This is a genomic window from Streptomyces luomodiensis, assembly GCF_031679605.1.
In the GTDB taxonomy this organism is placed as follows: Bacteria; Actinomycetota; Actinomycetes; order Streptomycetales; family Streptomycetaceae; genus Streptomyces; species Streptomyces luomodiensis.
Window position 1 is genome coordinate 7,166,417 of record NZ_CP117522.1, and the last position, 26,223, is coordinate 7,192,639.

Below are 26,223 nucleotides of genomic sequence, written 5' to 3' on the forward strand. Positions count from 1 at the left end.
GTAGTGAAGAGTTCTGGATCTTTCTGATCTGCCCATCCTTGGGCACGCGGCGAAGGCGGCAGTGAACGAGGAGTGTTCGGGTGGACATGCACAACGCGCGCGACACGGGAGCCGCGCGGCTGGACGATCCGTGGTACGACACGCTCGCGTCCGGCTGGGCCGAGCCGGACGACACGGACAGCGGACCCCGGCGCACGCGTCCGCCCGCCGCCGGAGAGACCGGTCCGGCCGAAGACGTTCATACGGCCGCGGAGGTCTATACGAAGGTGCACGGCAGCGCAGCCTTCCAGGAGGTGCGCCGACGCCACCGCCGGTTCGTGTTCCCGGCGGTCGCCGCGTTCCTCATCTGGTACCTCGCGTATGTCGTCGCGGCGACCACCGCCCCCGGCCTGATGGCCCGCCCCGTCGTGGGCACCCTCAACGTCGCGATGCTCGCCGGGCTCGCGCAGTTCGCCACCACCTTCCTCCTGGCCTGGGCCTACGCCCGGCACGCACGGCTGCGCCGGGACCGGGCCGCGCTCGAACTCCGCTGGGTGACGCAGGAGATGATGCGGGGGCACCGGCGGTGACCGGGAATCACCAGAGCCTGGCGCTGCTGCTCTTCGGCGCCTTCGTGGCGGCCACCTTGGGGATCACCACCTGGGCGGGGCGCAGACGGTACGGCTCCCCGGAGGAGTTCTACGCGGGCGGGCGGCTGTTCTCCCCGGTGGAGAACGGCTTCGCCATCGCGGGTGACTACCTGTCCGCCGCCTCCTTCCTCGGGATCTCCGGACTCGTCGCGCTCTTCGGCTATGACGGGGTGCTGTACTGCGTGGGCTTCTTCGTGGCCTGGCTGGTGGTGCTGCTGGTCGCCGAACTGGTCCGCAACTGCGGCCGGTTCACCCTGGCCGATGTGGTGGCCGCCCGGACGCGGGAACGCCCGGTCCGGATCGCCGCGGGCGTCTCCTCGATCACGGTCTGCGTGCTCTACCTCGTCGCCCAGATGGTCGGCGCGGGCAGTCTGATCGCCCTGCTGATCGGGGAGACGGGCGGCCGCGCCCGCGCCTGGACGGTGATCGGCGTGGGCACCCTGATGGTGATCTTCGTGGCGCTGGGCGGGATGCGTGCCACGACCTGGATCCAGATCGTGAAGGCCGTCCTGCTGATGGCCGGGGCGATCGCGCTGACCGCCCTGGTCCTGATCCGCTTCCACGGCGATCTCGACGCGCTGCTCGGCACCGCGGCGCGGAACAGCGGACACGGCGCGGACTTCCTCGCCCCCGGGCTCCATTACGGCGGTGACTGGACCGCCCGGCTGGACTTCGTCAGCCTCGGCCTGGCCCTGGTGCTGGGCACCGCCGGGCTGCCGCACATCCTTACGCGCTTGTCCACCGTGCCCACCGCCCGTGCCGCCCGCCGGTCGGTGATCTGGTCCATCGGGCTGATCGGCGGCTTCTCCCTGATGACGATCGTGCTCGGCTTCGGCGCGGCCGCCGTGCTGGGCACCGATGCCGTACGGACCTCCGACGCGGCCGGGAACACGGCCGTTCCGCTGCTCGCGCTCGACCTCGGCGGGGGCGCCGGATCGACCGGGGGCACGGTGCTGTTCGCGGTCGTCGCCGCCGTCGCCTTCGCCACTATCCTCGCCGTCGTCGCCGGGATCACCCTCGCCTCCTCCGCCTCGGCCGCCCATGACCTCTACGGCGCGCTGAGCCGGCGGACGGACCGCACACCGCGCGGGGAGGTGGCGGTGGCGCGGATCGCCGCGGTGGGCATCGGGGCGGCCGCGATCGGGCTCGGGCTGCTCGCCGAGGACCTCAATGTCGCGTTCCTGGTGGGGCTCGCGTTCGCCGCCGCGGCCTCGGCGAACCTTCCGGTGCTGCTGTACTCGCTGTTCTGGCGGCGGTTCACCGCGCGCGGCGCGGTGTGGGCGGTGTACGGGGGACTGCTCCCGGCGGTGGTGCTGGTGGTGCTGTCCCCGGTGGTCTCCGGCAGCCCGGACGCGATCTGCTCCGGGGTGGACTTCCACCTCTTCCCGCTGCGGAACCCGGGCCTGGTCTCGGTGCCGCTCGGCTTCATCGCCGGCTGGCTCGGGACGGTCACCTCACTCGCGCCCGCCCCCGGGCATGCCGCCAAGCACGCCGAGACGGAGGTGCGGGCCCTCACCGGGGCGGGCGCGGCCTGACGGGCGGACCGGGGGCAGGGCGGGGTTCAGACCCAGGCATAGCGGTGCTCGGGGCGGCCGGTCTCGCCGTATTTGAGGCTGAGCCGCACCCTGCCGGTGCGCTCCAGCAGCTTGAGATAGCGCTGTGCGGTCTGCCTGCTGAGCGAGGAGCGCTCGGCCACCTCCTGTGCCGACAGCGGGCCCTCGGCGCCCCGCAGCACCTCCCGTACGAGGTCGGCGGTGAGCGCCGAGTGGCCCTTGGGCAGCTCGGTGGGGCCGGCCGAGGCGCCGCCCAGGGCGCCGAAGATCCGGTCCACCTGGTCCTGCCCCGCCTCCCCGCCGTCCTCGAGCGCACGGCGCAGCGCCGCGTAACCCTCCAACTTGGCGCGCAGCCCCGCGAAGGTGAACGGTTTGACCAGGTATTGCAGCGCGCCGTGGCGCATCGCCGCCTGGACGGTCGCGATATCGCGGGCCGCGGTCACCATGATCACGTCGGTGTGGTGGCCGAGCTGCCGCAGCCGCCGCACCAGCGCCAGCCCCGTCTCGTCCGGCAGATAGTGGTCGAGCAGCACCAGGTCGACGGGGGTGCCCGCCAGGAAGGCCAGCGCCTCGGCGGCGGTGTGCGCCTGCCCCGCGACGCGGAAACCGGTCACCTTCCCGACGTACGCCGCGTTGACCCGGGCCACCCGGACGTCGTCGTCCACGACCAGCACCTCCAGGGGCCCGTCCGGTCCGGTTCGATGGGTCATCGTGACTCTCCTGTCGCGGTCGGCGGCGTCCCGGCCGGCTGTTCGGCCAGCGCCTCGGGGAGGACGACGGTGAACTCCGCGCCCCCGCCCTCGCGGTCGGACACGCGTACGCTGCCACCCTGGCGTTCGGCGAGGCGGCGGACCAGCGCGAGCCCGATGCCGCGTTTCCCGTGCGCGGGCGGCTGCTTGGTCGACCAGCCCTCGGTGAAGACCACATCGCGCCGGTCGGCGGGGATTCCGGGGCCGGTGTCGGAGACCCGCAGCAGCACCGTGCGGTCGTCCGCGCCCAGCGCCACCTCGACCCGCGGCTCCGGCGAACCGGCCGCCGCGTCCACGGCGTTGTCGATGAGATTGCCGACGATCGTCACCAGACCCGGTGGATCCACCAGCCGGTTGGGCAGCAGGCTGTCCTCGGCGACGCACAGCGACACCCCGCGCTCGGTGGCCACCGTGGCCTTGCCGACCAGCAGGGAGGCCAGCAGCGGATCCCGCACCCGCTCGGTGACCTGTTCGGCGGTGGCCCGGTGCACCCCGATCGCCTCGGTGATGAACTCCATCGCCTCGTCGTGCAGCTCGAGTTCGAGCAGGCCCAGGAGGGTGTGCATCCGGTTGGCGTGCTCATGGTCCTGCGCCCGCAGGGCGTCGATCAGCCCGCGGGTGCCGTCCAGTTCGCGGCCCAGCCGCTCCAGCTCGGTGCGGTCACGCAGGGTGGCCACCGCACCGCCGTCGTCCGTCGGCATCCGGTTGGCCACCAGCACCCGGCCGCCGCTGACGGTCAGCAGATCGGCGCCGGTGACCCGGCCGGCCAGCACATCGGTGGTGCGGCCCGGGGGCAGCACCGCCTCCAGCGGCTGCCCGGTGTCCTCGGCGCGCAGATCCAGCAGCCGCTGCGCCTCGTCGTTGAGCAGCCGGATACGGCCGTGGGCGTCGAGGGCGACGACGCCTTCCCGGATGCCGTGCAGCATCGCCTCGCGCTCGGCGAGCAGTGCGGAGATATCCGAGAAGGCCAGGTCATGGGTGCGTCGCTGGAGCCGGCGGGCGACCAGGAAGGCCGCCAGGGCGCCGACGGCGAGCGCGCCGCCCGCGTAGGCGAGCATCTCGGGGACGGCGGCGACGAGCCGGGCGCGCACGCTCTCGTAGGAGATGCCCACCGAGACGGCGCCCACGATGCGGCCGTTCCCGGTGCGCAGCGGGACCTTGCCGCGGGCCGACCGGCCGAGGGTGCCCTCGTCGATCTCCATGATCTCCCGGCCGCCGAGGGCGGCGGTGGGGTCGGTCGAGACGTGCTTCCCGATCTCGTCGGGGGAGGTGTGCGACCAGCGCACCCCGCGCCGGTCCATGATCACGACGTATTCGGCGCCGGTCGCGAGGCGGATGCGCTCCGCCTCGGTCTGCACCGGTCCGTCGGGGCTGGGCCGGGTGTGCTGGAGCGCCTCGGCCAGCCGGGGCTCGGCGGCCGTGGTCTGGGCGATGGCCAGGGCGCGGCGCATGGCCTGGTCGTCGAGGTGGTCGCTGAGCGGCGCGAGGAAGAGGCCGGTCGCGAGCACGGTGACCCCCGTGGCGATGGCCAGCTGCATCAGCAGGACCTGGGAGAAGACGCGTCGGGGCCAGCCGATGCGCCACCTGGTGGCCGTGGCTGCCGGCCCCGGCGGTATCGCGGCGCTCATGGCAACGAAGGGTAACCAAGGGCAGCCCGCGGGAGCCCCGGCAGGATCCCGGAGCGCGGGGCCGGGGAAGGGTGGTCCGGGCCTGGGGGAGGTTGGGCTGGGGTCCTGTGGGTGTGGGGCCGGGAACGGCGGTCTGGGTGCCGCACGCGGGCCCGGGGGCGGCGGTTCGGGGCGCTACGGGCAGAGGCCGGGGAACGCGGGCCGGGTACTCCGGGGCAGGGCGCGGGCTCAGGAGTGGCCGGCGGCCATCGCCCGTACGCCGGAGGCGGGCCGCCGCCGGGCGGCCCGGATCCCGATGACCTCCATCCGGGCCGGGGAGCCCAGCGGGAAGCCGCAGCTCTGCGGCCGCGGCGGCGTCTCGGCGACCTGTGCGACGCTCACCCGCCAGGCCCGGCCGTCGCGGTGCGCGACGGTCACGGTCCAGACCGGGGCCCCGCCCTCGGCCCTCGCGACGGTCAGCGCGTCGGCCCCGTCCTCACCGGTCATCTCCCGGACGGCCAGCTCCGCCGCCTGACCGGGGCGCTCCCAGGTGGAGCGGCCACGGCAGTCGTCGGTGACGACCTTGCCGTGCCGCAGCGCCTCGATGACGTCCTTGACGCCCTGCGCGGTGGCGCGGCCGTAGGTGTAGCCGTGCGGCAGCACGACGAGGGTGGGGGAGAAGCGATGGCCGCCGATATGGGTGATCTCCCAGGTGCCGTGAACCCCGGAGGCGGCCAGCTCACCGGCGAGCGGGCGGCCGAGGAGGGCGCAACAGCGGTCGCGCTTGCCGTTGGTGCACACCAGCACCAGCGGGTCGCCGGTGTACTCCTCCCAGGCCGTGGGGTCGTGGGGGCGCAGGGTCAGCCCGGCGGGGTCGCCCGCGCCCAGCGCGGCGAAGTCCAGGCCGAGCAGCCGTGCGGGGTCGTCCAGGGCAGTGGTACGGATCCAGGAGCGGCCGGGCCCGGTGTGCGCCACGAACACCCGGTGCCGGGCGCCGGTGTGCAGATCGGCGTGGCGGCCGGGGCGGCGGATCAGCGCGACCCGCACGCCGGTGGTCTCGGCGGCGCGCTCCAGGGCGCGTCCGACGGCCGCGTCCAGACGGCTGGCGGTGAGGGCCTCGGCGCCCCAGGGGCCGGGTTGTTCCACCAGCAGCCAGGTGGAGGCGGTGGCCGCCGTCCCGGCGAGCGGCTCGGACAGGTCGCGGGAGGCGGTCGTGCACGTGCTCACGAAGGTTAGCCTAACCTCTCTTGATCGAGAACGCCCGCCGGAGCCGTGAGGGGGAGAGGCAACTGGCCGTATCCGCCCGCATTCGCCCGCATGCGCCTGTATCACGTCCGTATCCGGCCCGTATCCGGCTGGGTATCCGTCGCGTACCGCCGTTCCATGGGATGGGAGCGGGCGGGACAATGACGCCCCGGGGGCGGAGGGGGCGGATATGGGCGGCTTATGGGCGCGGTGGCGCAGACGCCGGGACAGACGCGCGGCGCGTTCGCTGGATCCCGCGCTGACGGCGAAAGTGAGGGCGGCCTACGACGAGGGGCGGCCGATTCCCGAACCGCTCGCCCGTCAGGCGGCCGAGGCCGGTGATCCGCGGGGGATGACCGTCTACGGCATCGTGCTGGGCAAGCGGGGCGCGTACGCCGAGGCGGTCCACTGGCTGGGCAAGGCCGCCGCGACGGGTGACATCCAGGCCATGGTGGTGCTCGGCACCCTCCACCTGGACCTCGGTGATGTGGGCGAGGCGGAGCGGCACTTCCGCCGGGCGGCGGACCGCGGACACGCCGGCGCGCGCCTCGCCCTCCAGCAGATGCGCGCCCGACGCAACGGCAGCGGCCACTGAGGGCGGTTTCCGCGGCCCTTACGCCGTCCGGGGGACGAGGCGGGCCGGGGCGGCGGATGGCGGTTCGGGGGCGAGGTCGAGGGCGTGGACGGCGCCGGGCGGGGGCGCGGGTGTGGATGGCGCGGTCCGGGGCGAACCCCGGACCCGGACACGAATGGCGCGGTGGGGGAGCGAGGTCGAGGGCGCGTACGCCGCCGGGCGGGGGCGTGGGTGTGGACGGCGTGGTCCGGGGGCGAACCCCGGACCCGGACACGAACGGCGGGTGGGGGAGCGAGGCCGAGGGCGCGGACGCGGCAGGGTCGAGGGCGTGGACGGCGCCGGGCGGGGGCGCGGGTGTGGACGGCGTGGTCCGGAGCGAACCCCGGACCCGGACATGAACGGCGCAGTGGGGGACCGAGGTCGAGGGCGCGGACGCGGCAGGGCCGAGGGCGCGGACGGCGCGGGGCCGGGAACGGCCAGGGGCGCGGCACTCTCGCGGTGCCGCGCCCCTGCGCGCTCGTCGTGCTCGTCCGGGCTACACCGGCCCGGCCACCACCGCCACCGGCTTGGTGAGCGGCACACCCGAGCCGTCCCGGCGCGGGTCGATCTCCGGCAGCGTGGCCGGGGTTCCGCTCGCCGTCGCCGCGCGGGCCGGTGCCGCGCCCGCCCAGGCCAGGACCAGGCGGTCCTCGCCCTTCAGGAACCGCTGGCAGCGCACCCCGCCCGTGGCCCGGCCCTTGCGCGGGTACTGGTCGAAGGGGGTGAGCTTGGCCGACTGCTGCACCGAGTCATCGAGCGTGCCGCTGGCCCCCGCGACCGTGAAGACCACCGCGTCGCCCGCCGGGTCGACGGCCGTGAACGAGATCACCTTGGCGCCGGAGCCGAGCTTGATGCCCGCCATACCACCCGCGGCGCGGCCCTGGGGCCGCACCTGGCTCGCCGCGTAGCGCAGCAGCTGGGCGTCGTCGCTGATGAAGACCAGGTCCTCCTCGCCGGTGCGCAGCTCCACCGCGCCCACGATCCGGTCGCCCTCCTTGAGGCTGATGACCTCCAACTCGTCCTTGTTGGCGGGGTAGTCGGGGACCACGCGCTTGACGACGCCCTGCTCCGTGCCGATCGCGAGCCCTGGTGAGGACTCGTCCAGGGTGGTGAGGCAGATCAGCTCCTCGCCGTCCTCCAGCGAGAGGAATTCGGCGATGGGCGCCCCGCCCGCCAGATTGGGGGACGCGGCCGACTCCGGGAGGATCGGGAGGTCGATCACCGAGAGCCGCAGCAGCCGCCCGTCCGAGGTCACCGCCCCCACGGAACCCCGGGCCGTGGCCGGGACCGCCGAGACGATCACATCGTGCTTGGCGCGCTTGGCCTTCGTCTCGCCGGGGAACGGCTCGCCGTTGGCGGTGCGGGCCAGCAGCCCGGTGGAGGACAGCAGCACCCGGCAGGGGTCGTCCGCGACCTCCAGCGGCACCGCGGTCACCGGTGCGTTGGAGGACTCCAGCAGCACCGTGCGGCGCGGGGTGCCGAACTTCTTGGCCACCGCGGCCAGCTCGCCGGAGACCAGCTTGCGCAGCTCGGCGTCGGAGTCGAGGATCCGGGTCAGCTCCTCGATCTCGGCGTTGAGCCTGTCGCGCTCCGACTCCAGCTCCAGCCGGTCGAACTTGGTCAGCCGGCGCAGCGGAGTGTCCAGGATGTACTGCGTCTGGATGTCGGAGAGGCCGAAGCGCTCGATGAGCGACCGCTTGGCCTCCGCCGCGTTCTCGCTCTGCCGGATGATGCGGATGACCTCGTCGATGTCGAGGAGGGCCACCAGCAGACCCTCGACCAGGTGCAGCCGGTCGCGCCGCTTGGTGCGGCGGAACTCGCTACGCCGCCGGACCACGTCGAAGCGGTGGTCGAGGTAGACCTCCAGCAGCTCCTTCAGCCCCAGCGTGAGCGGCTGGCCGTCCACCAGCGCCACGTTGTTGATGCCGAAGGACTCCTCCATCGGTGTGAGCTTGTAGAGCTGCTCCAGCACGGCCTCGGGGTTGAAGCCGTTCTTGATCTCGATCACCAGCCGCAGCCCGTGCTCACGGTCGGTGAGGTCCTTGACGTCCGCGATGCCCTGGAGCTTCTTCGCGCCGACCAGGTCCTTGATCTTGGAGATGACCTTCTCGGGGCCCACGGCGAAGGGCAGTTCGGTGACGACCAGACCCTTGCGGCGGGCCGTCACGTCCTCCACGGCCACGGTGGCGCGGATCTTGAACGTGCCGCGCCCCGTCTCGTAGGCGTCCCGGATGCCGCTCAGGCCCACGATCCGGCCGCCGGTCGGCAGGTCCGGCCCCGGTACGTACCGCATCAGGGTGTCGAGATCCGCGCCCGGGTGCTTGATCAGATGGCGGGCGGCGGCGATGACCTCGCCCAGGTTGTGCGGCGGCATATTGGTCGCCATGCCGACCGCGATTCCGGACGTGCCGTTGACCAGCAGGTTCGGATAGGCGGCGGGGAGGGTGACGGGCTCCTGCTCACTGCCGTCGTAGTTCGGTGCGAAGTCGACCGTGTCCTCGTCGATCGACTCGGTCATCAGCGAGGTCGCCGACGCCATCCGGCACTCGGTGTACCGCATCGCCGCCGGCGGGTCGTCGTTGCCCAGCGAGCCGAAGTTCCCGTGGCCGTCGACCATCGGCAGGCGCATGGAGAACGGCTGCGCCATGCGCACCAGCGCGTCGTAGATCGACGCGTCGCCGTGCGGGTGGAGCTTTCCCATCACCTCACCGACGACACGGGCGCACTTCACGAACCCGCGCTCGGGGCGCAGCCCCATCTCGTTCATCTGGTAGAGGATGCGGCGGTGCACGGGCTTGAGCCCGTCACGGGCGTCGGGCAGCGCGCGCGAGTAGATGACCGAGTAGGCGTACTCGAGGTAGGAGCCCTGCATCTCGTCGACGACGTCGATGTCGAGGATGCGCTCCTCGAAGTCGTCCGGCGGCGGGGTTTTGGTGCGGCGGCGGGCCATCGCGCTTGCGGCTCCTTCAACTGCCGATGAGGGATCTGACGCCGACCATTGTGGCCCGGCCCGCCGACAAGTGTGGAACGGCCCGGGGTGGCCGGGGCCGGGACGGGCCCGCGGACCGTGCCCGGCACCCTGGTGTGACGGCCCTTCGCGGAGGGGCCGGTCCGGCGTCCGAGGGATCGCGGAAACGGTTCGCGGAAACGGTTCGGGGGGATGGGAACGGACCGGAACTTCGCCAGATGTCCGTGCGCTTGCATACAGTGACAGAAGCGCTGCGCAAGCGGCTGGCACGCGCTCATCACGCGATGGAAGGGACGTACATGCCCATGGGTCACACGGCCACGCAGCAGGCCGGTTCCGGCGGCCTGAAAGCGACCGAGCACCGGCTGGCCAATGGCCTGCGCGTGGTGCTCTCCGAGGACCATCTGACCCCGGTCGCCGCGGTCTGTCTGTGGTACGACGTCGGCTCACGTCATGAGGTCAAGGGGCGCACGGGTCTGGCCCACCTCTTCGAGCACCTGATGTTCCAGGGCTCGGCGCAGGTCACCGGGAACGGCCACTTCGAGCTGGTGCAGGGGGCCGGCGGCTCGCTCAACGGCACGACCAGCTTCGAGCGCACCAACTACTTCGAGACCATGCCCGCCCACCAGGTCGAGCTCGCCCTGTGGCTGGAGGCCGACCGGATGGGGTCCCTCCTGACCGCGCTGGACGAGGAGAGCCTGGAGAACCAGCGCGACGTCGTCAAGAACGAGCGCCGCCAGCGGTACGACAACGTCCCGTACGGCACCGCCTTCGAGAAGCTCGTGGCCATGGCGTACCCCGAGGGCCACCCGTACCACCACACCCCGATCGGCTCGATGGCCGACCTGGACGCGGCCTCCCTGGAGGACGCGCGGGAGTTCTTCCGCACCTACTACGCGCCGAACAACGCCGTGCTGTCGGTCGTCGGCGACATCGACCCCGAGCAGACGCTCGCCTGGATCGAGAAGTACTTCGGCTCCATCCCCTCCCACGACGCCAAGCGGCCGCCCCGCGACGGCACGCTCCCGGACGTGATCGGCGGGCAGTTGCGCGAGGTCGTGGAGGAGGAGGTCCCGGCCCGCGCCCTGATGGCCGCCTACCGGCTGCCCCACGACGGCACCCGTGAGGCCGACGCCGCCGACCTGGCGCTGACCGTCCTCGGCGGCGGGGAGTCCTCCCGGCTCCACAACCGCCTGGTGCGCCGCGACCGCACCGCCGTGGCCGCCGGATTCGGCCTGCTGCGGCTGTCGGGCGCCCCCTCGCTCGGCTGGCTGGACGTGAAGACCTCCGGCGGTGTCGAGGTGCCCGCCATCGAGGCCGCCGTCGACGAGGAGCTGGCCCGCTTCGCCGAGGAGGGGCCGACCCCGCAGGAGATGGAGCGCGCACAGGCGCAGATCGAGCGCGAGTGGCTCGACCGGCTGGCCACGGTCGGCGGCCGCGCCGACGAGCTCTGCCGGTACGCGGTGCTCTTCGGCGACCCGCAGCTGGCGCTGACCGCCGTGGAGCGGGTGCTCGCCATCACCCCCGAGGAGGTGCGGGCCGTGGCCGCCGCGCGGCTGCGCCCCGACAACCGCGCCGTGCTGGTCTACGAGCCCGTCCAGGGCGCCGAGGACGCAGCCGACACCGACGCCGACGAAGCCGCCGAGACCGACGCAGAAGGGGAGGCGGCCCAGTGAGCGACGCCGTCACCGCGACCATGACCTTCCACCCGCAGCCGAAGGGCGGCGCCCCCAAGCCGTGGGCGTTCCCGGCGCCCGAGCGCGGTGAGCTGGCCAACGGCCTCACCGTGCTGCGCTGCCACCGCCCCGGCCAGCAGGTCGTCGCCGTCGAGATCAATCTGGACGCGCCGCTGGACGCCGAGCCGGCCGGGCTCGACGGCGTCGCCACGATCATGGCGCGCGCCCTGTCGGAGGGCACCGACAAGCACGACGCCGAGGAGTTCGCCGCCGAGCTCGAGCGCTGTGGCGCCACGCTGGACGCGCACGCCGACCACCCCGGCGTCCGCGTCTCCCTGGAGGTTCCGGCCTCCCGGCTGCCCAAGGCGCTCGGTCTGCTGGCCGACGCGCTGCGCGCCCCCGCCTTCCCGGACGGCGAGGTCGAGCGGCTGGTGCGCAACCGGCTGGACGAGATCCCCCATGAGCTGGCCAATCCGGCCCGCCGCGCCTCGATGGCCCTCTCCGCCGACCTCTTCCCGGCCGCGTCGCGGATGTCCCGGCCGCGGCAAGGCACCCAGGAGACCATCGAGGGCATCGACGCCGCGGCCGTGCGGGCCTTCTACGAGGCGCATGTCCGGCCCTCCACCTCCACCGCCGTCATCGTGGGCGACCTCGGCGGCGTCGACCTCGACCGGGCGCTCGCCGACACCCTCGGCGCCTGGACGGGCGGGGCGGCCGTGCCGCGCACGGTGCCTCCGATCGTCGCGGACGACACCGGCCGCGTGGTGATCGTCGACCGGCCGGGCGCGGTCCAGACCCAGCTGCTCATCGGGCGCGTGGGCGCCGACCGCCACGACCGCGTCTGGCCCGCGCAGGTGCTGGGCACCTACTGCCTGGGCGGCACCCTCACCTCCCGCCTCGACCGTGTGCTGCGCGAGGAGAAGGGCTACACCTACGGGGTGCGCGCCTTCGGCCAGGTGCTGCGCTCCGCGCCCCCCGCGCCCTCCGGCGGTTCCTCGGGCGCCGCGATGCTGGCGATCAGCGGCTCGGTGGCCACCGAGGTCACCGGCCCCGCGCTGGAGGACCTCTGGAAGGTGCTGCGCACGCTGAAGGAGGAAGGGCTGACGGACGAGGAGCGCGATGTCGCGGTGCAGAACCTGGTGGGCGTCGCGCCGCTGAAGTACGAGACGGCGGCGGCCGTCGCGGGCACCCTCGCCGACCAGGTCGAACAGCACCTTCCGGACGACTTCCAGGCGCAGCTCTACGCCCGCCTCGCGGAGACCGGCACGGTGGAGGCCACGGCGGCGGTGGTGAGCGCCTTCCCGGCGGACCGGCTGGTCACGGTGCTGGTCGGCGACGCCTCGGCGATCGAGGAGCCGGTCAGGGCGCTGGGCATCGGCGAGGTGCGCGTCATCTCCGGCTGAGCCGGCCTGACGCTTCGTCGGCTGACGGCCCGACGACTGACGGACCGTCCGGCCGGCGATGCGGCCGATGAGCCGGTCCGCGATCCGGTGCGGGAAGGACCCCGGCCCCAAGGGGGTGCCGGGGTCCTTCCTTCATGCCCGATTTAATGCCCGATTTGTGGGAGTGACTACGTGTTTGGTTTGTGGGGAGAGCAACAAAAAACCGGAACCGTTTGGTGATCGAAAGCGGGCCCGTTTAGCGTCAATCCGGCTGTTCGCCAGCGACCCGCCGCATCCGCGGCACGGACAGTCATCGCCGAGTCCCCGTACGGCGCGAGCCAGGGGAGCCGGGGACCCAACACGTCCCCTGGGGTGAATCGGGCGCCTTCCCCGGTGGGGGAGGGGCTCGTAGGAGACCTTCCTGCTCCGAACCCGTCAGCTAACCCGGTAGGCGAGAAGGAAGGAAAGGAGTGCGCCAGACCATGGCGTTCACCCGTACCGCCACCGGGAAGCACCGTCGTCCCCGCAAACCCGGCCTGCGCACCGGCGCGAACATCGCGGGCATCACCACGGTCGCTTCGGGAGTCGTCGCCGGGATAGCCGGACAGGCGTTCGCGGCCGACGAGGGCCCCTCCTCCCACGAGACCGGTCTGACCCAGGCGATCGTGATCGGCGACGGGATCGCGGACCACATCGAGGCCCAGGCGCAGTCCCAGGAGACCGCCGCCGAGCAGGCCGCCGCCAAGGCCAAGGCGGAGGCCGTCGCCCGGCAGGAGGCCGCCAGGAAGGCGGAGGCGGCGGCGAAGAAGGCCAAGGCGGAGCGCGATGCCAAGCTGCGCGCGGCGCGCGAGGCCGAGCGCAAGCGCCTCAACACCTTCGTGGCGCCGATCAGCGGCTCCTACGTCTCCACGGCCTACCAGGCGTCCAGCGGTCTGTGGTCCTCCGGCACCCACACCGGTATCGACTTCCACGCCTCCACCGGCACCTCGGTGCACGCCGTGGGCTCCGGCGAGGTCGTCGAGGCGGGCTGGGGCGGTGCCTACGGCAACAACATCGTCATCAAGATGAACGACGGCACCTACACCCAGTACGGTCATCTGTCGTCGATCGGCGTCTCGGTGGGCCAGAAGGTGACCCCGGGCCAGCAGATCGGCCTGTCGGGCGCCACCGGCAACGTCACCGGACCGCATCTGCACTTCGAGGCCCGCACCAGCGCGGAGTACGGGTCGGACATCGACCCCCTGGCGTACCTGCGCTCGCACGGCGTCAACGTCTGACCGCCTGCTCCCGGAACACCGCGAGCATTCCGTGAAGGCCCCGTCCGCCGGACGGGGCCTTCGGCGTGCGCACCGCCGCCCGCCGCCCCAAGCCGTCGCCGCCCCAGCCACCGTCACCCCAAGCCGCCGCTGACCAAAAAATATCCATGAAATGCTCCCCGCCATCGGAAATGGCGTCCGCTTGGAATAGAGTATTCAACGCGTGTTCAATGGGTGCGTTTCGCGGGCGTTTAGGCGGAGGTTCGGCAATGTGGGACCGGAAATGAACGGGGATACGACCGCGGTCCAGGGCGGTCGCCGGATTTCGGCGCACGCACTGTGTACGGCGATTCGCGACGACATCGTCTCCGGTGCGTACCAGCCCGGCAGCCGGCTCACCGAGGAACTCCTCGCCCGGCGCTACGGGGTCTCGCGGGTGCCCGTCCGGGAGGCGCTGCGCACCCTGGAGTCCGAGGGTTTCGTGACCACCCGGCGGCATGCGGGGGCCTGTGTCGCCCAGCCCTCCGAACGTGAGGCGGCCGATCTGCTGGACATCCGCGCGCTGCTGGAGCCGCTGGGCGCCGCGCGGGCCGCACAGCGCCGCACCGAGGCGCATCTGAAGGTGCTGCGCGGGCTGGTCAGGCTCGGCCGGGAGCGGGCCCAGCGCGGTCAGCTCGGTGAACTGCGGCCGCTGGCCGACTGGTTCCACGAGACGCTCGCCCAGGCGTCCGGCAGTCCGAGCCTGGCCGGGATGCTCGTCCAGCTGCGCCGCAAGACCGCGTGGGTGTTCGCGGCCGTTCCGGCGCCGCAGCCCGCGCCGGCCGAGGGCGCCCGGCGCCCCGACCCGGCCGCGCGGGCCGTGGAGTCGTGGGCGGAGCACGGCGCGCTGGTGGACGCGGTCGCGCGCGGCGACGCCGACCGGGCGCGGACGCTCGCCACCGTGCACACCGAGCGCTCGCTGTCGGAATACCGGCTGCACCGCCCCATTCCGGTGAGGACTTCGAAACATTCCGTCAACACGGCGAGCGGCCAGAATTAACAGTGGTCGGAAATTATTGGCGCTGATTCACGGCTCGGTTCTCCGTCGCCGAGTCCGGGCGGAAACAGAAAAACAACGGGGCCGCGGTGACCGGAATGGTCACTGCGGCCCCGCCGCGCCGTTTCCCCGAATCGCTCGGGATTCACACGGGAATTCAGACGGTCTCCGGAAGCTCCTCGAGGCCCTCCGCCACCAGCTTCGCCAGGCGGTCGAGCGCCACCTCGGCGTCGTCGGCGTCGGAGGCGAGGACGACCTCCTCGCCGCCCTGGGCGCCCAGGCCGAGCACGGCCAGCATGGAGGCGGCGTTGACCGGGGTGCCGTCCGCCTTGGCGATCGTGATGGGGACGCCGGCGGCGGTGGCCGCCCGGACGAAGATCGACGCAGGGCGGGCGTGCAGGCCCTCGGCCCAGCCGATGGTGACGCGGCGCTCAGCCATGGTGTTGCCCTTCAGGTGGGTGCGGTTGTCTAGACCAAAGCATACGGTGTCCGTATGCATCCGGGGGATGCCCGAGTGAGTCCGGTCGTGCCCGGACCGGCCCGATACGGACCTTCCCCCGACACCTGGCCGCGACGCAAGGGTGTCCACCATGCGGACCGCGCGCGGCCCGTACCCTGGCCCCATGCGGAATCCGCCGGATCAGCACGCCTACCCGACCCACTGGGAAGCCGACGTGGTGCTCCGGGACGGTGGTACGGCACAGATCCGCCCCATCACCCCCGATGACGCCCAGCGGCTGATCAGCTTCTACGAGCGGGTCTCGGACGAGTCGAAGTACTACCGCTTCTTCGCGCCCTACCCCCGCCTCTCCGACCGCGACGTCCACCGCTTCACCCACCACGACTACGTCGACCGGGTGGGCCTCGCGGCGATCGTCGGGGACGAGTTCATCGCCACCGTCCGCTTCGACCGCATCGACAGCCGGGGAATGCCGGCCCACTCGGCCCCCGCCACCGCCCCGGACGGCGGCCTCACGGCCCCTTCCGGACCCGCCCTCGCCGACGAGGCCGAGGTCGCCTTCCTGGTCCAGGACGCCCACCAGGGCCGCGGGGTGGCCTCCGCGCTCCTCGAACACATCGCCGCCGTCGCGCGCGAGCGGGCCATCCGCCGGTTCGCCGCCGAGGTGCTGCCCGCCAACACCAAGATGATCAAGGTGTTCACGGACGCGGGCTACACCCAGAAGCGCAGCTTCGAGGACGGGGTCGTCCGCCTCGAGTTCGACCTCGAACCCACCGACCGCTCCCTGGCCGTCATGCGCGCCCGCGAGCAGCGTGCCGAGGCCCGCTCCGTCCAGCGGCTGCTCGCGCCCGGTTCCGTCGCCGTCATCGGCACCAGCCGCAGCTCCGGTGGCGTCGGCCGCACCGTGCTGCGCAACCTCCTCGACGGCGGCTTCACGGGGCGCGTGCACGCCGTCAACCAGGCCTTCCCCGACGATCTGACCCGCCTGGAGCCGGAGGGCGTCCCGGCCCACCGCTCGCTGCGCGCCATTGCGGACCCCGTCGACCTGGCCGTCGTCGCCGTCCCCGCCGAGCGGGTGCCCGACGTGGTGGCCGAATGCGGCGACCACGGTGTCCAGGGCCTCGTCGTGCTCTCCGCCGGATACGCGGAGAGCGGGCGCGAGGGCCGCGACCGCCAGCGCGACCTCGTCCGCCAGGCGCGGACCTACGGCATGCGCGTCATCGGCCCGAACGCCTTCGGCGTCATCAACACCGCCGAGGGCGTCCGGCTGAACGCCTCCCTGTCCCCACAGCTGCCCAACCCCGGCCGGCTGGGCCTGTTCACCCAGTCCGGGGCGATCGGCATCGCGCTGCTGTCCGGGCTGCACCGGCGCGGCGCCGGGCTGGCGAGCCTCGCCGGGATCGCGGGGATATCGACCTTCGTGTCCGCGGGGAACCGCGCCGACGTCTCGGGCAACGACCTCCTCCAGTACTGGTACGACGATCCGCGGACGGACGTCGTCCTGATGTACCTGGAATCCATCGGCAACCCCCGCAAGTTCACCCGGCTCGCCAGGCGCACCGCCGCCGTCAAACCGGTGGTCGTCGTCAAGGGCGCCCGCCACAGCGGCAGCGCCCCCACCGGCCATGCCGTGCCCACCACCCGGATCCCCGACGCCACCGTCTCCGACCTGCTGCGGCAGGCGGGCGTCATCCGGGTCGAGACCGTCACCGAGCTCGCCGACGCCGGGGTGCTGCTCGCCTCCCAGCCGCTGCCCGCCGGTCCGCGCGTCGCCATCCTCGGCAACTCCGAGTCGCTCGGCCTGCTCACCTACGACGCCTGCCTCACCGAGGGACTCAGCCCGCTGCCGCCCCGCGACCTCACCACGGCCGCCGCCCCGGACGACTTCCGGCGCGCCCTGACCGAGGCCCTCGCCGACGACGCCTGTGACGCCGTCGTCGTCACCGCCATCCCCTGGGTCGGTGACGCCCGCGCGGACGCCCTCGCCGCCGCCGTACGGGAGGCGGCCCAGGTGTCCGGGCCCACCCCGGCCAAGCCGGTGGCGGTGGTCCACCTGGAGATCCAGGAGCTCGCGGCGGCCCTGGCCGGCACCGGCGGCGAGCCCGCGCCGGGCACCCGGCGGATCCCCGCCTACCCCGCCGCCGAGCGGGCCGTGCGCGCGCTCGCCGAGGCCGTGCGGTACGCGCGCTGGCGGCAGGAGGCCGCCGAGCCCGGACGGGTCCCGGAGTACGACGACATCGACGAGGCGGGCGCCGCCGCCGACATCCAGGTGCTGCTCACCCCGGCCGACGACACCGGCGGGACCGGCGACGACACGGACCCGGGCGTCGAGCTGTCGCCCGGCGACACCCAGCGCCTCCTGGCCCGCTACGGCGTCAGCGTGCTGCCCGCCCTCCCCGCGCCCGACCCCGACACCGCCGTACGGGCCGCCGGGCGGCTCGGCTTCCCGGTCGCCCTCAAGCCCACCGCCGCGCATCTGCGCCACCGCACCGACCTGGGCGGGGTACGGCTGGAACTGGGCAGCGAGGCGGAACTGCGCCGGGCCTACGCCGAGTTGACCGACTACCTGGGCCGGCCCGAGGAGCTGGGGCTGGTCGTGCAGCGGATGGCGCCGCGCGGCGTGGACACCGTCGTACGGGCCGCCATCGACCCCGCCGCCGGGGCCGTGCTCTCCTTCGGACTCGCCGGCGCACCCTCCGAACTGCTCGGCGACACCGCCCACAGCCTCGTCCCCGTCACCGGCCGGGACGCCGCCGAGCTGATCCGGTCCATCCGGACCGCGCCACTCCTGTTCGGCTGGCGCGGCTCCAAGCCGGTGGACACCGCCGCCCTGGAGGAGCTGCTGCTGAGGGTGTCCCGCCTGGTGGACGACCATCCGGAAGTGGTCGCCGTGGACCTCGAGCCCGTCGTCATCGCCCAGCAGGGCCTCTCCGTGCTCGGCGCCTCGGCGCGGCTCGCCCCGCCACCGCCGCGCACCGACCTCGGCCCCCGCCACATGCCCGCCTACTGACCTCCCCGGCCCCGGCGGCCCGGCCGTCCGGCCCTTCGCGGCCATGGGCGCCAGTGTCGGTGCGGCCCCGTAGGATGGTGCACATGGCGAAGACCGGTACGACGACCCAGGGGCTGCGCGCGGCGATCGAGCGCAGCGGCTATTACCCGGCACTCGTGGCCGAAGCGGTGGAAGCCGCCGTGGGCGGTGAGCCCATCGTGTCGTACCTGGTCCATCAGGAGACCACCTTCGACGCCAACGAGGTCCGCCGCCATGTCACGGTCCTCGTCCTCACCGGCAACCGCTTCATCGTCAGCCATACCGACGAGCAGGCCGCGGACGGCACCTCCCCGTCGCCGTACGCCACCACCTCCACCGAGTCCGTGAAGCTCCAGCGGATCTCCTCGGTGGTGCTCAGCCGGGTCGTCGCCAACCCCGAGTCGTACACCCCGGGCACGCTGCCCCGCGAGGTCGTGCTGACCATCGGCTGGGGCGCCGTCAGCCGCCTCGACCTGGAGCCCGCCGCCTGCGGCGACCCCAACTGCGAGGCCGACCACGGCTACACCGGCTCCTCCACCGCCGACGACCTCAGCCTGCGCGTCAGCGAGGCGGGCGACGGTCCCGACAGCGTCCGTCAGACCCTCGCCTTCGCCCAGGCGCTCTCCGAGGCCACCGCGGCCACCCCGGACACCGGCCGCTGATGTCCGGCTCCGCCACCGGCCCGCTGCCCTCCGCCGACTCCCTCTGGCCCGAGCCCACCCCGCTCGACCCCCGGTCCGCCCCGGTGCCGAAGTACGGCACCGGCTCGCTCGCCGATCTGCTGCCCGCCGTCGCCGCGGGTCAGGAGGTCCCCGGGCTCTCCTCCGGTCTGGCGCTCGCACCCGCCGACCGGGTCTGCGTCTTCCTGGTCGACGGCCTCGGCTGGGAGCTGCTGCGCGCCCACCCCGCCGAGGCGCCCTTCCTGACCTCGCTGCTGTCCGGCTCCAAGGGCGGCTCCGGGGAGCCGCTCACCGCGGGCTTCCCGTCCACCACCGCGACCTCGCTCGCCTCGGTGGGCACCGGACTGCCCCCCGGCGCCCACGGCCTGGCCGGCTACACGGTGCTGGACCCCGGCACCGGCCAGCTGATGAACCAGCTGCGCTGGCAGCCCTGGACGGATCCGTACGCCTGGCAGCCGTATCCCACCGTCTTCCAGCTCGCGGACGCCGCGGGCGTGCACACCTGCCAGGTCTCCGCGCCGACCTTCGCCGAGACCCCGCTCACCAAGGTCGCGCTGAGCGGCGGCACCTTCCACGGGCGGCTCTCCGGCGAGGAGCGGATGGACCTCGCGGCCGAGCAGCTCGGCGCCGCGGGCCGCTCGCTGGTCTACACGTACTACAGCGAAGTGGACGGCAAGGGGCATCGCTTCGGTGTGGACTCGCCCGAGTGGCGTGAGCAGCTCCGCTATGTCGACGGGCTCGCCCAGCGGCTCGCCGAGCGCCTCCCGCCCCGCTCGGCGCTCTATGTCACCGCCGACCACGGCATGATCGACATCCCCTTCGACCCGGAGTCGCGCATCGACTTCGACGAGGACTGGGAGCTGCGCGCGGGCGTCTCGCTGCTGGGCGGCGAGGGCCGCGCCCGGCATGTGTACGCCGTTCCCGGCGCCGCCGGCGATGTGCTGGCCGTCTGGCGTGAGGTGCTGGGCGAGCGGATGTGGGTGGCCAGTCGCGACGAGGCCATCGAGGCGGGCTGGTTCGGCGGGCCCGGCGGTGCCGACACCGGCGGCAGGGGTGTCGACCACCGGGTGTACCAGCGGATCGGCGATGTGGTGGCCGCCGCGCGCGAGGACGTCGCGATCGTCGCCTCGCACACCGAGCCGAAGGAGTCCGCCATGGTCGGGCTGCACGGTTCGATGACCCCCCTGGAGCAGCTGGTGCCGCTCCTCGAAGTACGCTCCTGAAGCCCTCACCCCCTCTCCCCGCCCGTACGAAAGGCCCTGCCTCCCCATGCCCGAGCTGGTGTTCTTTTCCGGAACGATGGACTGCGGGAAGAGCACCCTCGCTCTGCAGATCCAGCACAACCGCTCGGCGCGGGGGCTCCAGGGGATGATCTACACCCGGGACGACCGGGCCGGCGAGGGCAAGCTCTCCTCGCGGCTCGGACTGGCCACCGAGGCGGTGGAGGTCGCCGACCACCTCGACTTCTACGCCCATGTGGTCCAGGCGATGACCGCCGGGGGCCGGGTCGACTACGTCATCGCGGACGAAGCCCAGTTCCTGACCCCGCCGCAGATAGACCAGCTCGCCCGGGTGGTCGACGACCTGGATGTGGACGTCTTCGCCTTCGGCATCACCACCGACTTCCGCAGCAAGCTCTTCCCCGGCTCCCAGCGCCTGGTGGAGCTCGCCGACCGGGTGGAGGTGCTTCAGGTCGAGGCGTTGTGCTGGTGCGGTGCCAGGGCGACGCACAACGCCCGTACCGTCGGCGGCCAGATGGTCGTGGAGGGCGCCCAGGTCGTCGTGGGTGACGTCAACCGGCCGGAGAGCGAGGTCGGTTACGAGGTGCTGTGCCGGCGTCACCACCGGCGCCGGATGACGGCCGCCGGAGCCCGCGCCGCCGCCCTGTCACCGGATGTGCTCCCGCTCGACCAGCCCTCCGGCCCGTCAGCGCGCTAGGGTCCGTCTTCAAACGGATCTTGCCCAGAGCAGGAACGATGCGAGGGTGACCGCCGCTTCGTAGGAAGTGGCGGTCTTCTCGTATCTGGTGGCGATCCCGCGGAAGCCCTTGAGCCGGTTGAAGCAGCGCTCGATCATGTTGCGCCGCCGGTAGGTCTCCCGGTCGAACCCTGGCGGTCGGCCGCCGTGGCCTCCGCGTCTCAGCCGGTGCCGTCGCTGGTCGGTCTTCTCGGGGATGGTGTGCGCGATGCCGCGTCTTCGCAGGTAGGCACGGAAGCCGCGGGAGCTGTAAGCCTTGTCTGCGATGACCTGGCCGGGCCTGCACCGAGGCCGGCCCAGGCCGGTGCGGGGAACACGGATCCGTTCCAGCAGAGGGCGTGCGCAGACACTGTCGTGGCGTTGGCCGGGCGTCACCAGGATCGCGAGCGGGCGGCCCTTGCCGTCACAGGCGAGGTGAATCTTGGTTGTCAGCCCGCCTCGGGATCGGCCGAGGGCGTGATCGTCCGGTTCGTCCTGCCGATGCCGCCCCCTTTTCGGCCGGTGGCGGCGGCGTGCTGGTGGGCGCGGACGATGGTGGAGTCGATCTGGACGAGCCAGTCGATGTCGCCGGCCGCGTCGGCGTGGGCTTGGATCTGCTGCAGGGCCCGTGTGAAGACTCCGTCGAGGGCGTAGCGGCGGAAGCGGGTGTACACGGTCTTCCACGGCCCGTAGCGTTCCGGCAAGTCACGCCAGGAGATCCCGGTGCGGATCTTGTAGACCATCCCGTTGACGACCTGCCGGTCCTCCACGCGAGGACGCCCCGTCGCAGCCCGGGGTATCAGCGGAGCGAGTAACTCCCACTCCTGATCAGTGAGTTCATGACGACGTACCACGACACCATGATCTACTACCCGGATGATCTTTGAAGACGGACCCTAGGTCCGTCGTCCATGGGGGCGCCCTGCTCCCGACGGCTGGCACGGCCGCTCACCGCGTTGTCGCATCACCCGGGTACGTCCCGTGCGAGGGCGACGCTCGCATCGCGGTCGACCGCACCGGCCTCCCCGGCTACCGCTGGGAGGCGCCCCCGCTCGCGGCCGGGCGCCCCCTGTGACGACGGACCCTAGCCCCGGTCTGCCGATACGACGGTGAAGGCGGCCCCTTCCGGGTCCCGCACCGTGGCCCGGTGTCCGGTCGCTCCCCGCGACGGCGGCCGGACCACCTGACCGCCCAACGCGGTGACCCGGCGCACCGTCTCCGCCACGTCGGCCACCGCGAAGTGCGTCATCCAGTACGGGCCCCGGCCGCGCGGCAGGGCGTCGCCGACGCTCTGGATCGCGCAGACCGGCCGGTCGCCCAGGCGCAGGGTGCGGCAGCCCGGCTCCTCGGAGGCCGCCGGTTCCGCCCGGTAGCCGAAGACCATCTGGTAGAACTTCAGAACCCCGGTGCCCTCGCGGGTCAGCAGCTCGTGCCAGACCGGCGTCCCCGGCGCCCCGGGCTCCGCCGCCGCCGTGTACGTGCCCTCCTGCCATACGCCGAACACCGCGCCCTCGGGGTCGGCGGCGATCAGCATCCGGCCGGCCTCGTCGGCGTCCAGCGGGCCCACCGCCACGGTGCCGCCGCAGGCGCGGATCATCTCGGCGGTCTCATCGGCGTCGTCGGACGCCAGATAGGTCGACCAGGCCACCGGCAAGTGGCGTTCCGGAGGCAGCTCGCTCAACCCGGCGACCGGCCGGCCGCCCTGGACCGCGCGGACATACGCGCCGAGTTGCTGTGGGCCCGGTGTGAACTCCCAGCCGAACAAGGCGTGGTAGAAGTCCTGTGTCGCGGCAAGGCTGTGCACCATCAGACTCGTCCAGCAGGGCGTGCCCGGTGTGCGCCGAGTCGCTGCCTCGGTCATACGTCATTCTCTCCTCGGACCATCGAGTGGTGGCCGTGCGGCCCCGCGCCGGTCGGCGACACGGGGCGGTTGTGCGGAGGTGCTGATGCGGGGGGTCCGACAGATATTTGCACCACCTGTCGCCGATGGCGCCCTGGCGGAGCCGCAATTCATCGCGCCCCGCAACAGAATGCCCGACTTACTGCCGCATGTCCGTTTCGGCTTCATTGCGCTCTGGTGGCGCCCAGCTGTCCGCAGGGTGACCAGGTGGTCCAATCGACGCAGAGATATCTACGCAAGGGTGGTTCCTATGCATGCCATCATCACCGCATTCGATCTCATGGGTGAGCTGGCGGAGGATCAGCCTCCGCTCCTGCTCGATGTGCGCTGGCAGCTGGGCGGCCCTCCCGGCCGCCCCGCATACGAGGCGGGACATCTGCCCGATGCCGTCTACGTCGATCTCGACACCGAGCTCGCGGGCCCGCCCGGAAAGGCCGGCCGCCATCCCCTGCCCGATCTTTCCGCGTTCGCGGCCGCGATGCGTCGCGCCGGAGTGCGCCGGGACCGGCGCGTGGTGGTGTACGACGGCGGGCAGGGGTGGGCCGCGGCGCGTGCGTGGTGGCTGCTGCGCTGGGCGGGGCATCCCTCCGTAAGGGTGCTCGACGGAGGTCTGCCCGCCTGGACGGCGGCCGACGGCGTCCTGACCACCGACGCGCCCGACGCGACCGAGGGCGACTTCGTCCCGGAGCCCGGGGCCCTGCCGCTACTGGAGGCGGACGACGCGGCGGCGCTCGCGCGGCGCGGGGTGCTGCTGGACGCGCGTGCGGCCGAGCGCTACCGGGGGGAGGTCGAGCCCATCGACCCCGTCGGCGGCCATGTCCCGGGCGCGATCTCCGCCCCCACGGTGGAGAACGTCACCGCCGACGGCCACTTCCTGCCCGCCGGCCAACTGGCCGAGCGGTTCGCGGCCCTGGGCGCCACCGAGGACGCCGAGGTCGGGGTGTACTGCGGCTCCGGGGTCTCGGCCGCGCACCAGGTCCTGGCGCTGGCGGTGGCGGGCATTCCGGCGGCCCTGTACGTCGGCTCCTGGAGCGAATGGTCCGCGGACGGCGCCCGCCCGGTGGCCACGGGACCCGAGCGGGGCTGACCACGCCGAAGGGCCCCGCCACCGGTGATGCGGTGGCGGGGCCCGAACCGGCCGTCGTGGACCGCGGTGCGGTCCACGGCTTCTTCCGCCGCTACTCCTGCTTCTTGCGGCGGGTGCCGAAGACGATCTCGTCCCAGCTCGGCACCGCGGCCCGGCGTCCCGGACGGACGCCGTCCGCTTCCGCCTGGCGGTCCGTCGTACCGGTCAGCCGGTCGCGGTGGCCGGCCACCGAACGCGGCATCAGCACATCCGCGTACGCCGAACCCGCGCTCGCCGCGGGGGCGGGCGGCTCGACGGCCTCCGGCTCCTCGGCGGGCTCGTCCGGCGGAGGGGCCGACGCGTCGGGCACGACCATGTCGCCCCGGAAGTTCGGCACCGCCTCCAGCAGGCTGGTGAGCGAGTCCCGCTCACCGAAACCGTCGTCCAGCGCGGCGGACGCGGACGTGGGCGCCGAGTCGTCGTCCAGGCGCTCGGACGACGACCGGTCGCGGTCGCGGTCCCGGTCCCGGTCGCGCGGCAGTCGGGCGATCCGCGGCACGAACGGGAAGCTCGGCTCGGGCGTGTCGTCGGCCTCGCCGATCAGCGCCCGTGCCTCGTCGTCCACCGCCTGGACCAGCCGCCGGGGCGGGTCGTAGGTCCAGCTCGCCGAATGCGGCTCACCGGCGACCCGGTAGACCAGCAGCACCTCCCAGGTGCCGTCGTCCCGCCGCCAGGAGTCCCACTGCGCGGTGTCCTTCTCCGCGCCGCGCAGCAGCAGCCGCTCCGCGACGGCCTCGCCGAGCTGCGGTCCGGTGTTCTCGCCGGGACGGCGCACGGGAGTCTTGCGGGCGCGCTCGGCCATGAAGGCGCGCTCCGCGAGCACCGGGCCCTCGAAGCGCCGCACGCGGTCGACGGGGATGCCCGCCATCTGCGCGACCTCTTCGGCGGTGGCGCCGGCACGTATCCGGGCCTGGATGTCACGGGGCCGCAGATGGCTCTCGACCTCGATCTCGATCTGGCCGAGCCGAGCGCGGTCATTGCGCACCGCGGCGCGCAGTCGCTCGTCGATGGGAAGTGTGTACTCCGTGCTGTCCGCAGCCTTGAGCACCAGCCGTGTGCCGTCGTTGCTGACGGCCACGACACGCAGTTCGGGCATGGGGACCTCCCGGGTGGTGCCTGCCGACGTCACGGTTGCGTCGCTGCTCTCCCGCTAGACGAGTGTGGCCTGCCCGGGTGCAGCCTGCCACAACTTTGCCGAGTTGCCCGGGCCGGTTGGTTGCCGCCCTCTGACCCCTCCCGATGGGTCCGGGCGGCCGGACGGGAAAGCGGGGCCAGGAGTCGTCACAGTACTCCATTCGGGCCGCTCAGGTGGAGCGGCGCGCCAGCCGAGTTCATGGCCGGAGGGGGCTTCGGAGCCTGAATCCTTCGAAGTGAGGCGTGATTTGGGTGGCAAGTTTCACAGAAACGTCAGAATCGGAACGATCTGCTTCGCTTAGCGGTCACTTCTCCCTGCAGGGTGGAACGAATGTCCAAGCGAGGCGGGAGATGCAAGGCAAGGCCGACGTCGACGGACAACACAAGAGACAACACAAGAGCAGACGGATGGAGCTGAGCGTGGCCCAGGTGGCCGGCAGTGCCCTGGCGGCCGTCGCCGCCGCGGTGCTCGCCTCCAAGCTCGGCGTCTACGGGACGATCCTCGGTGCCGGTGTGGTGAGCGTGGTGGCGACCGCGGGCGGCACCGTCTTCCAGCATCTGTTCCGCCGTACCGGTGAGCAGATCAAGGAGGTGCGGGTCCAGGTCCAGACGCGGCCGCCGGGGCGCCGGCGGTCCGCCGAGCCGGGAGCGCCCCCGCAAGCGGCGCCCACCGGTGAGTACGGCGCGCCGACCACGCACGGCACCCGGCTGCGCGGCCGGCGGCGGCACGCCCTCGGGGCGCTCGCCGCCTTCGTCGTCGCCATGGGCGTCATCACGGGGATCGAGATGTTCTCCGGAGGCCCGGTGTCCAACGTCTGGGGGGAGGAGCGGAGCGGAACCACCGTCGGCGACAGCGTGACCGGCTCCTCGGGCGCGAAGTCCACCCCCGCGCCCTCGCGTCGGGACCCGGCCACCCCGTCCCAGAGCCCCGGCTCGTCCCAAGGCGGCGATCCGGCGCCGTCCGCGAGCACCTCCCGCGGGGGCGGCGCGGCCGACGCGTCGACCACGCCCACGCCCGGTCCGTCCGGATCATCCGGCTCCGGAAAGGACTCCGGCGAGGGCTCCGGCTCGGGGAGCGGCACCGGTGGCGCGAGCGCGCCGGGCACCTCCGCGCCCGCCGCCCCCGGCCCGTCCCGGACCCCGTCCGGCGGTGCCACGGACAGCGGAACGGAAGATTCCGAGGACGCCACGCCCACGGCCGGTGCCACCGCCGGGCGGTGACGGG

At 73.1% G+C, this 26,223-nt stretch carries 21 protein-coding genes and 1 riboswitch; of the genes, 13 read left to right on the forward strand and 8 right to left on the reverse strand.

The window, feature by feature from the left end; translation table 11 throughout:
• Positions 1-80 precede the first annotated feature (80 nt).
• Together PS467_RS30270 and PS467_RS30275 are read left to right on the forward strand one after the other, a co-directional pair.
• Positions 81-569, forward strand: coding sequence for a DUF485 domain-containing protein (locus PS467_RS30270; protein WP_432280652.1), 489 nt, complete (start codon positions 81-83; stop codon positions 567-569).
• Positions 566-2,164 (forward strand): monocarboxylic acid transporter, encoded by a 1,599-nt coding sequence (locus tag PS467_RS30275; RefSeq protein WP_311037862.1) that lies wholly within the window; start codon positions 566-568, stop codon positions 2,162-2,164. Before PS467_RS30270 ends, PS467_RS30275 begins: the two co-directional genes overlap by 4 nt.
• 26 nt (positions 2,165-2,190) lie before the next feature.
• Here the strand turns inward: PS467_RS30275 and PS467_RS30280 are convergent, their stop codons facing one another.
• From PS467_RS30280 to PS467_RS30290, 3 genes are all read right to left on the reverse strand, one after another.
• On the reverse strand, positions 2,191-2,892 hold the full coding sequence (locus tag PS467_RS30280) for a response regulator (protein ID WP_268974837.1): 702 nt from the start codon (positions 2,890-2,892) through the stop codon (positions 2,191-2,193).
• Positions 2,889-4,559, reverse strand: a complete 1,671-nt coding sequence (locus PS467_RS30285) for an ATP-binding protein (protein WP_311037863.1) — start codon at positions 4,557-4,559, stop codon at positions 2,889-2,891. Before PS467_RS30285 ends, PS467_RS30280 begins: the two co-directional genes overlap by 4 nt.
• A 228-nt stretch (positions 4,560-4,787) precedes the next feature.
• Positions 4,788-5,765: a ferredoxin family protein gene (locus PS467_RS30290; RefSeq protein WP_311037864.1), complete on the reverse strand. Its 978-nt coding sequence runs from the start codon at positions 5,763-5,765 to the stop codon at positions 4,788-4,790.
• Positions 5,766-5,973: 208 nt separating this feature from the next.
• On the opposite strand from PS467_RS30290, the gene PS467_RS30295 reads away from it, so the two are divergent.
• Positions 5,974-6,378 (forward strand): SEL1-like repeat protein, encoded by a 405-nt coding sequence (locus PS467_RS30295; protein ID WP_311037865.1) that lies wholly within the window; start codon positions 5,974-5,976, stop codon positions 6,376-6,378.
• Positions 6,379-6,892: 514 nt separating this feature from the next.
• Here PS467_RS30295 and PS467_RS30300 read toward each other — a convergent pair.
• Positions 6,893-9,346: a DNA gyrase/topoisomerase IV subunit A gene (locus PS467_RS30300; RefSeq protein ID WP_311037866.1), complete on the reverse strand. Its 2,454-nt coding sequence runs from the start codon at positions 9,344-9,346 to the stop codon at positions 6,893-6,895.
• Positions 9,347-9,663: 317 nt separating this feature from the next.
• Here PS467_RS30300 and PS467_RS30305 point away from each other — a divergent pair, with 317 nt between their 5' ends.
• From PS467_RS30305 to PS467_RS30320, 4 genes are all read left to right on the forward strand, one after another.
• Positions 9,664-11,040 (forward strand): M16 family metallopeptidase, encoded by a 1,377-nt coding sequence (locus PS467_RS30305; protein WP_311037867.1) that lies wholly within the window; start codon positions 9,664-9,666, stop codon positions 11,038-11,040.
• Between the two features lie 20 nt (positions 11,041-11,060).
• Positions 11,061-12,443: a M16 family metallopeptidase gene (locus PS467_RS30310; RefSeq protein WP_432280763.1), complete on the forward strand. Its 1,383-nt coding sequence runs from the start codon at positions 11,061-11,063 to the stop codon at positions 12,441-12,443.
• Between the two features lie 283 nt (positions 12,444-12,726).
• Positions 12,727-12,890, forward strand: a riboswitch (cyclic di-AMP (ydaO/yuaA leader).
• Between the two features lie 14 nt (positions 12,891-12,904).
• A complete protein-coding gene (locus PS467_RS30315) occupies positions 12,905-13,699 on the forward strand; it encodes a M23 family metallopeptidase (RefSeq protein ID WP_311037868.1) in 795 nt (264 codons plus the stop codon).
• Between the two features lie 262 nt (positions 13,700-13,961).
• Complete coding sequence (locus tag PS467_RS30320) at positions 13,962-14,717, forward strand: GntR family transcriptional regulator (RefSeq protein ID WP_311037869.1); 756 nt, start codon at positions 13,962-13,964, stop codon at positions 14,715-14,717.
• Between the two features lie 154 nt (positions 14,718-14,871).
• Here PS467_RS30320 and PS467_RS30325 read toward each other — a convergent pair whose 3' ends face one another.
• Positions 14,872-15,153, reverse strand: a complete 282-nt coding sequence (locus PS467_RS30325) for an HPr family phosphocarrier protein (protein WP_030842668.1) — start codon at positions 15,151-15,153, stop codon at positions 14,872-14,874.
• A gap of 184 nt (positions 15,154-15,337) precedes the next feature.
• On the opposite strand from PS467_RS30325, the gene PS467_RS30330 reads away from it, so the two are divergent.
• From PS467_RS30330 to PS467_RS30345, 4 genes are all read left to right on the forward strand, one after another.
• The gene (locus PS467_RS30330) at positions 15,338-18,184 is read left to right on the forward strand and encodes a bifunctional acetate--CoA ligase family protein/GNAT family N-acetyltransferase (RefSeq protein ID WP_311037870.1); all 2,847 of its coding nucleotides are present in this window, start codon (positions 15,338-15,340) and stop codon (positions 18,182-18,184) included.
• 83 nt (positions 18,185-18,267) lie between these two features.
• Positions 18,268-18,864 carry a DUF5998 family protein gene (locus PS467_RS30335; protein WP_268974848.1) on the forward strand — a complete coding sequence of 199 codons (597 nt, stop codon included), beginning with the start codon at positions 18,268-18,270 and terminating at the stop codon, positions 18,862-18,864.
• Positions 18,864-20,105, forward strand: a complete 1,242-nt coding sequence (locus PS467_RS30340; RefSeq protein WP_311037871.1) for an alkaline phosphatase family protein — start codon at positions 18,864-18,866, stop codon at positions 20,103-20,105. The genes PS467_RS30335 and PS467_RS30340 overlap by 1 nt, the downstream gene beginning before the upstream one ends.
• Before the next feature lie 46 nt (positions 20,106-20,151).
• Positions 20,152-20,820, forward strand: coding sequence for a thymidine kinase (locus tag PS467_RS30345; RefSeq protein ID WP_268974850.1), 669 nt, complete (start codon positions 20,152-20,154; stop codon positions 20,818-20,820).
• 9 nt (positions 20,821-20,829) lie between these two features.
• Here the strand turns inward: PS467_RS30345 and PS467_RS30350 are convergent.
• Positions 20,830-21,692, reverse strand: a protein-coding gene (locus PS467_RS30350; RefSeq protein ID WP_311037872.1) for an IS5 family transposase whose coding sequence is annotated in 2 segments (ribosomal slippage) — positions 20,830-21,333 and positions 21,336-21,692 — 861 coding nt in all. Because the reading frame shifts where the segments join, the coding sequence is not laid out codon by codon here.
• 230 nt (positions 21,693-21,922) lie between these two features.
• Positions 21,923-22,699, reverse strand: a complete 777-nt coding sequence (locus PS467_RS30355; protein ID WP_311037873.1) for a VOC family protein — start codon at positions 22,697-22,699, stop codon at positions 21,923-21,925.
• 289 nt (positions 22,700-22,988) lie between these two features.
• Between PS467_RS30355 and PS467_RS30360 the strand changes: the two genes are divergently transcribed.
• The gene (locus PS467_RS30360) at positions 22,989-23,825 is read left to right on the forward strand and encodes a sulfurtransferase (RefSeq protein ID WP_311037874.1); all 837 of its coding nucleotides are present in this window, start codon (positions 22,989-22,991) and stop codon (positions 23,823-23,825) included.
• A gap of 91 nt (positions 23,826-23,916) precedes the next feature.
• On the opposite strand, the gene sepH is transcribed toward PS467_RS30360, so the two are convergent.
• Positions 23,917-24,993: a septation protein SepH gene (gene sepH, locus PS467_RS30365; RefSeq protein WP_432280653.1), complete on the reverse strand. Its 1,077-nt coding sequence runs from the start codon at positions 24,991-24,993 to the stop codon at positions 23,917-23,919.
• 413 nt (positions 24,994-25,406) lie between these two features.
• On the opposite strand from sepH, the gene PS467_RS30370 reads away from it, so the two are divergent.
• Positions 25,407-26,219: a hypothetical protein gene (locus PS467_RS30370; RefSeq protein ID WP_311037876.1), complete on the forward strand. Its 813-nt coding sequence runs from the start codon at positions 25,407-25,409 to the stop codon at positions 26,217-26,219.
• Positions 26,220-26,223: the final 4 nt, after the last annotated feature.

What these genes read in the sequence shown, in the direction of transcription:
- PS467_RS30280 (WP_268974837.1), bottom strand. Translation starts at nt 2,892, where the DNA reads ATGACCCATCGAACCGGACCGGACGGGCCCCTGGAGGTGCTGGTCGTG.
- PS467_RS30285 (WP_311037863.1), bottom strand. Translation starts at nt 4,559, where the DNA reads ATGAGCGCCGCGATACCGCCGGGGCCGGCAGCCACGGCCACCAGGTGG.
- PS467_RS30295 (WP_311037865.1), top strand. Translation starts at nt 5,974, where the DNA reads ATGGGCGGCTTATGGGCGCGGTGGCGCAGACGCCGGGACAGACGCGCG.
- PS467_RS30300 (WP_311037866.1), bottom strand. Translation starts at nt 9,346, where the DNA reads ATGGCCCGCCGCCGCACCAAAACCCCGCCGCCGGACGACTTCGAGGAG.
- PS467_RS30305 (WP_311037867.1), top strand. Translation starts at nt 9,664, where the DNA reads ATGCCCATGGGTCACACGGCCACGCAGCAGGCCGGTTCCGGCGGCCTG.
- PS467_RS30310 (WP_432280763.1), top strand. Translation starts at nt 11,061, where the DNA reads ATGACCTTCCACCCGCAGCCGAAGGGCGGCGCCCCCAAGCCGTGGGCG.
- PS467_RS30315 (WP_311037868.1), top strand. Translation starts at nt 12,905, where the DNA reads ATGGCGTTCACCCGTACCGCCACCGGGAAGCACCGTCGTCCCCGCAAA.
- PS467_RS30320 (WP_311037869.1), top strand. Translation starts at nt 13,962, where the DNA reads ATGAACGGGGATACGACCGCGGTCCAGGGCGGTCGCCGGATTTCGGCG.
- PS467_RS30325 (WP_030842668.1), bottom strand. Translation starts at nt 15,153, where the DNA reads ATGGCTGAGCGCCGCGTCACCATCGGCTGGGCCGAGGGCCTGCACGCC.
- PS467_RS30330 (WP_311037870.1), top strand. Translation starts at nt 15,338, where the DNA reads ATGCGGAATCCGCCGGATCAGCACGCCTACCCGACCCACTGGGAAGCC.
- PS467_RS30335 (WP_268974848.1), top strand. Translation starts at nt 18,268, where the DNA reads ATGGCGAAGACCGGTACGACGACCCAGGGGCTGCGCGCGGCGATCGAG.
- PS467_RS30340 (WP_311037871.1), top strand. Translation starts at nt 18,864, where the DNA reads ATGTCCGGCTCCGCCACCGGCCCGCTGCCCTCCGCCGACTCCCTCTGG.
- PS467_RS30345 (WP_268974850.1), top strand. Translation starts at nt 20,152, where the DNA reads ATGCCCGAGCTGGTGTTCTTTTCCGGAACGATGGACTGCGGGAAGAGC.
- PS467_RS30355 (WP_311037873.1), bottom strand. Translation starts at nt 22,699, where the DNA reads ATGACCGAGGCAGCGACTCGGCGCACACCGGGCACGCCCTGCTGGACG.
- PS467_RS30360 (WP_311037874.1), top strand. Translation starts at nt 22,989, where the DNA reads ATGCATGCCATCATCACCGCATTCGATCTCATGGGTGAGCTGGCGGAG.
- PS467_RS30370 (WP_311037876.1), top strand. Translation starts at nt 25,407, where the DNA reads ATGGAGCTGAGCGTGGCCCAGGTGGCCGGCAGTGCCCTGGCGGCCGTC.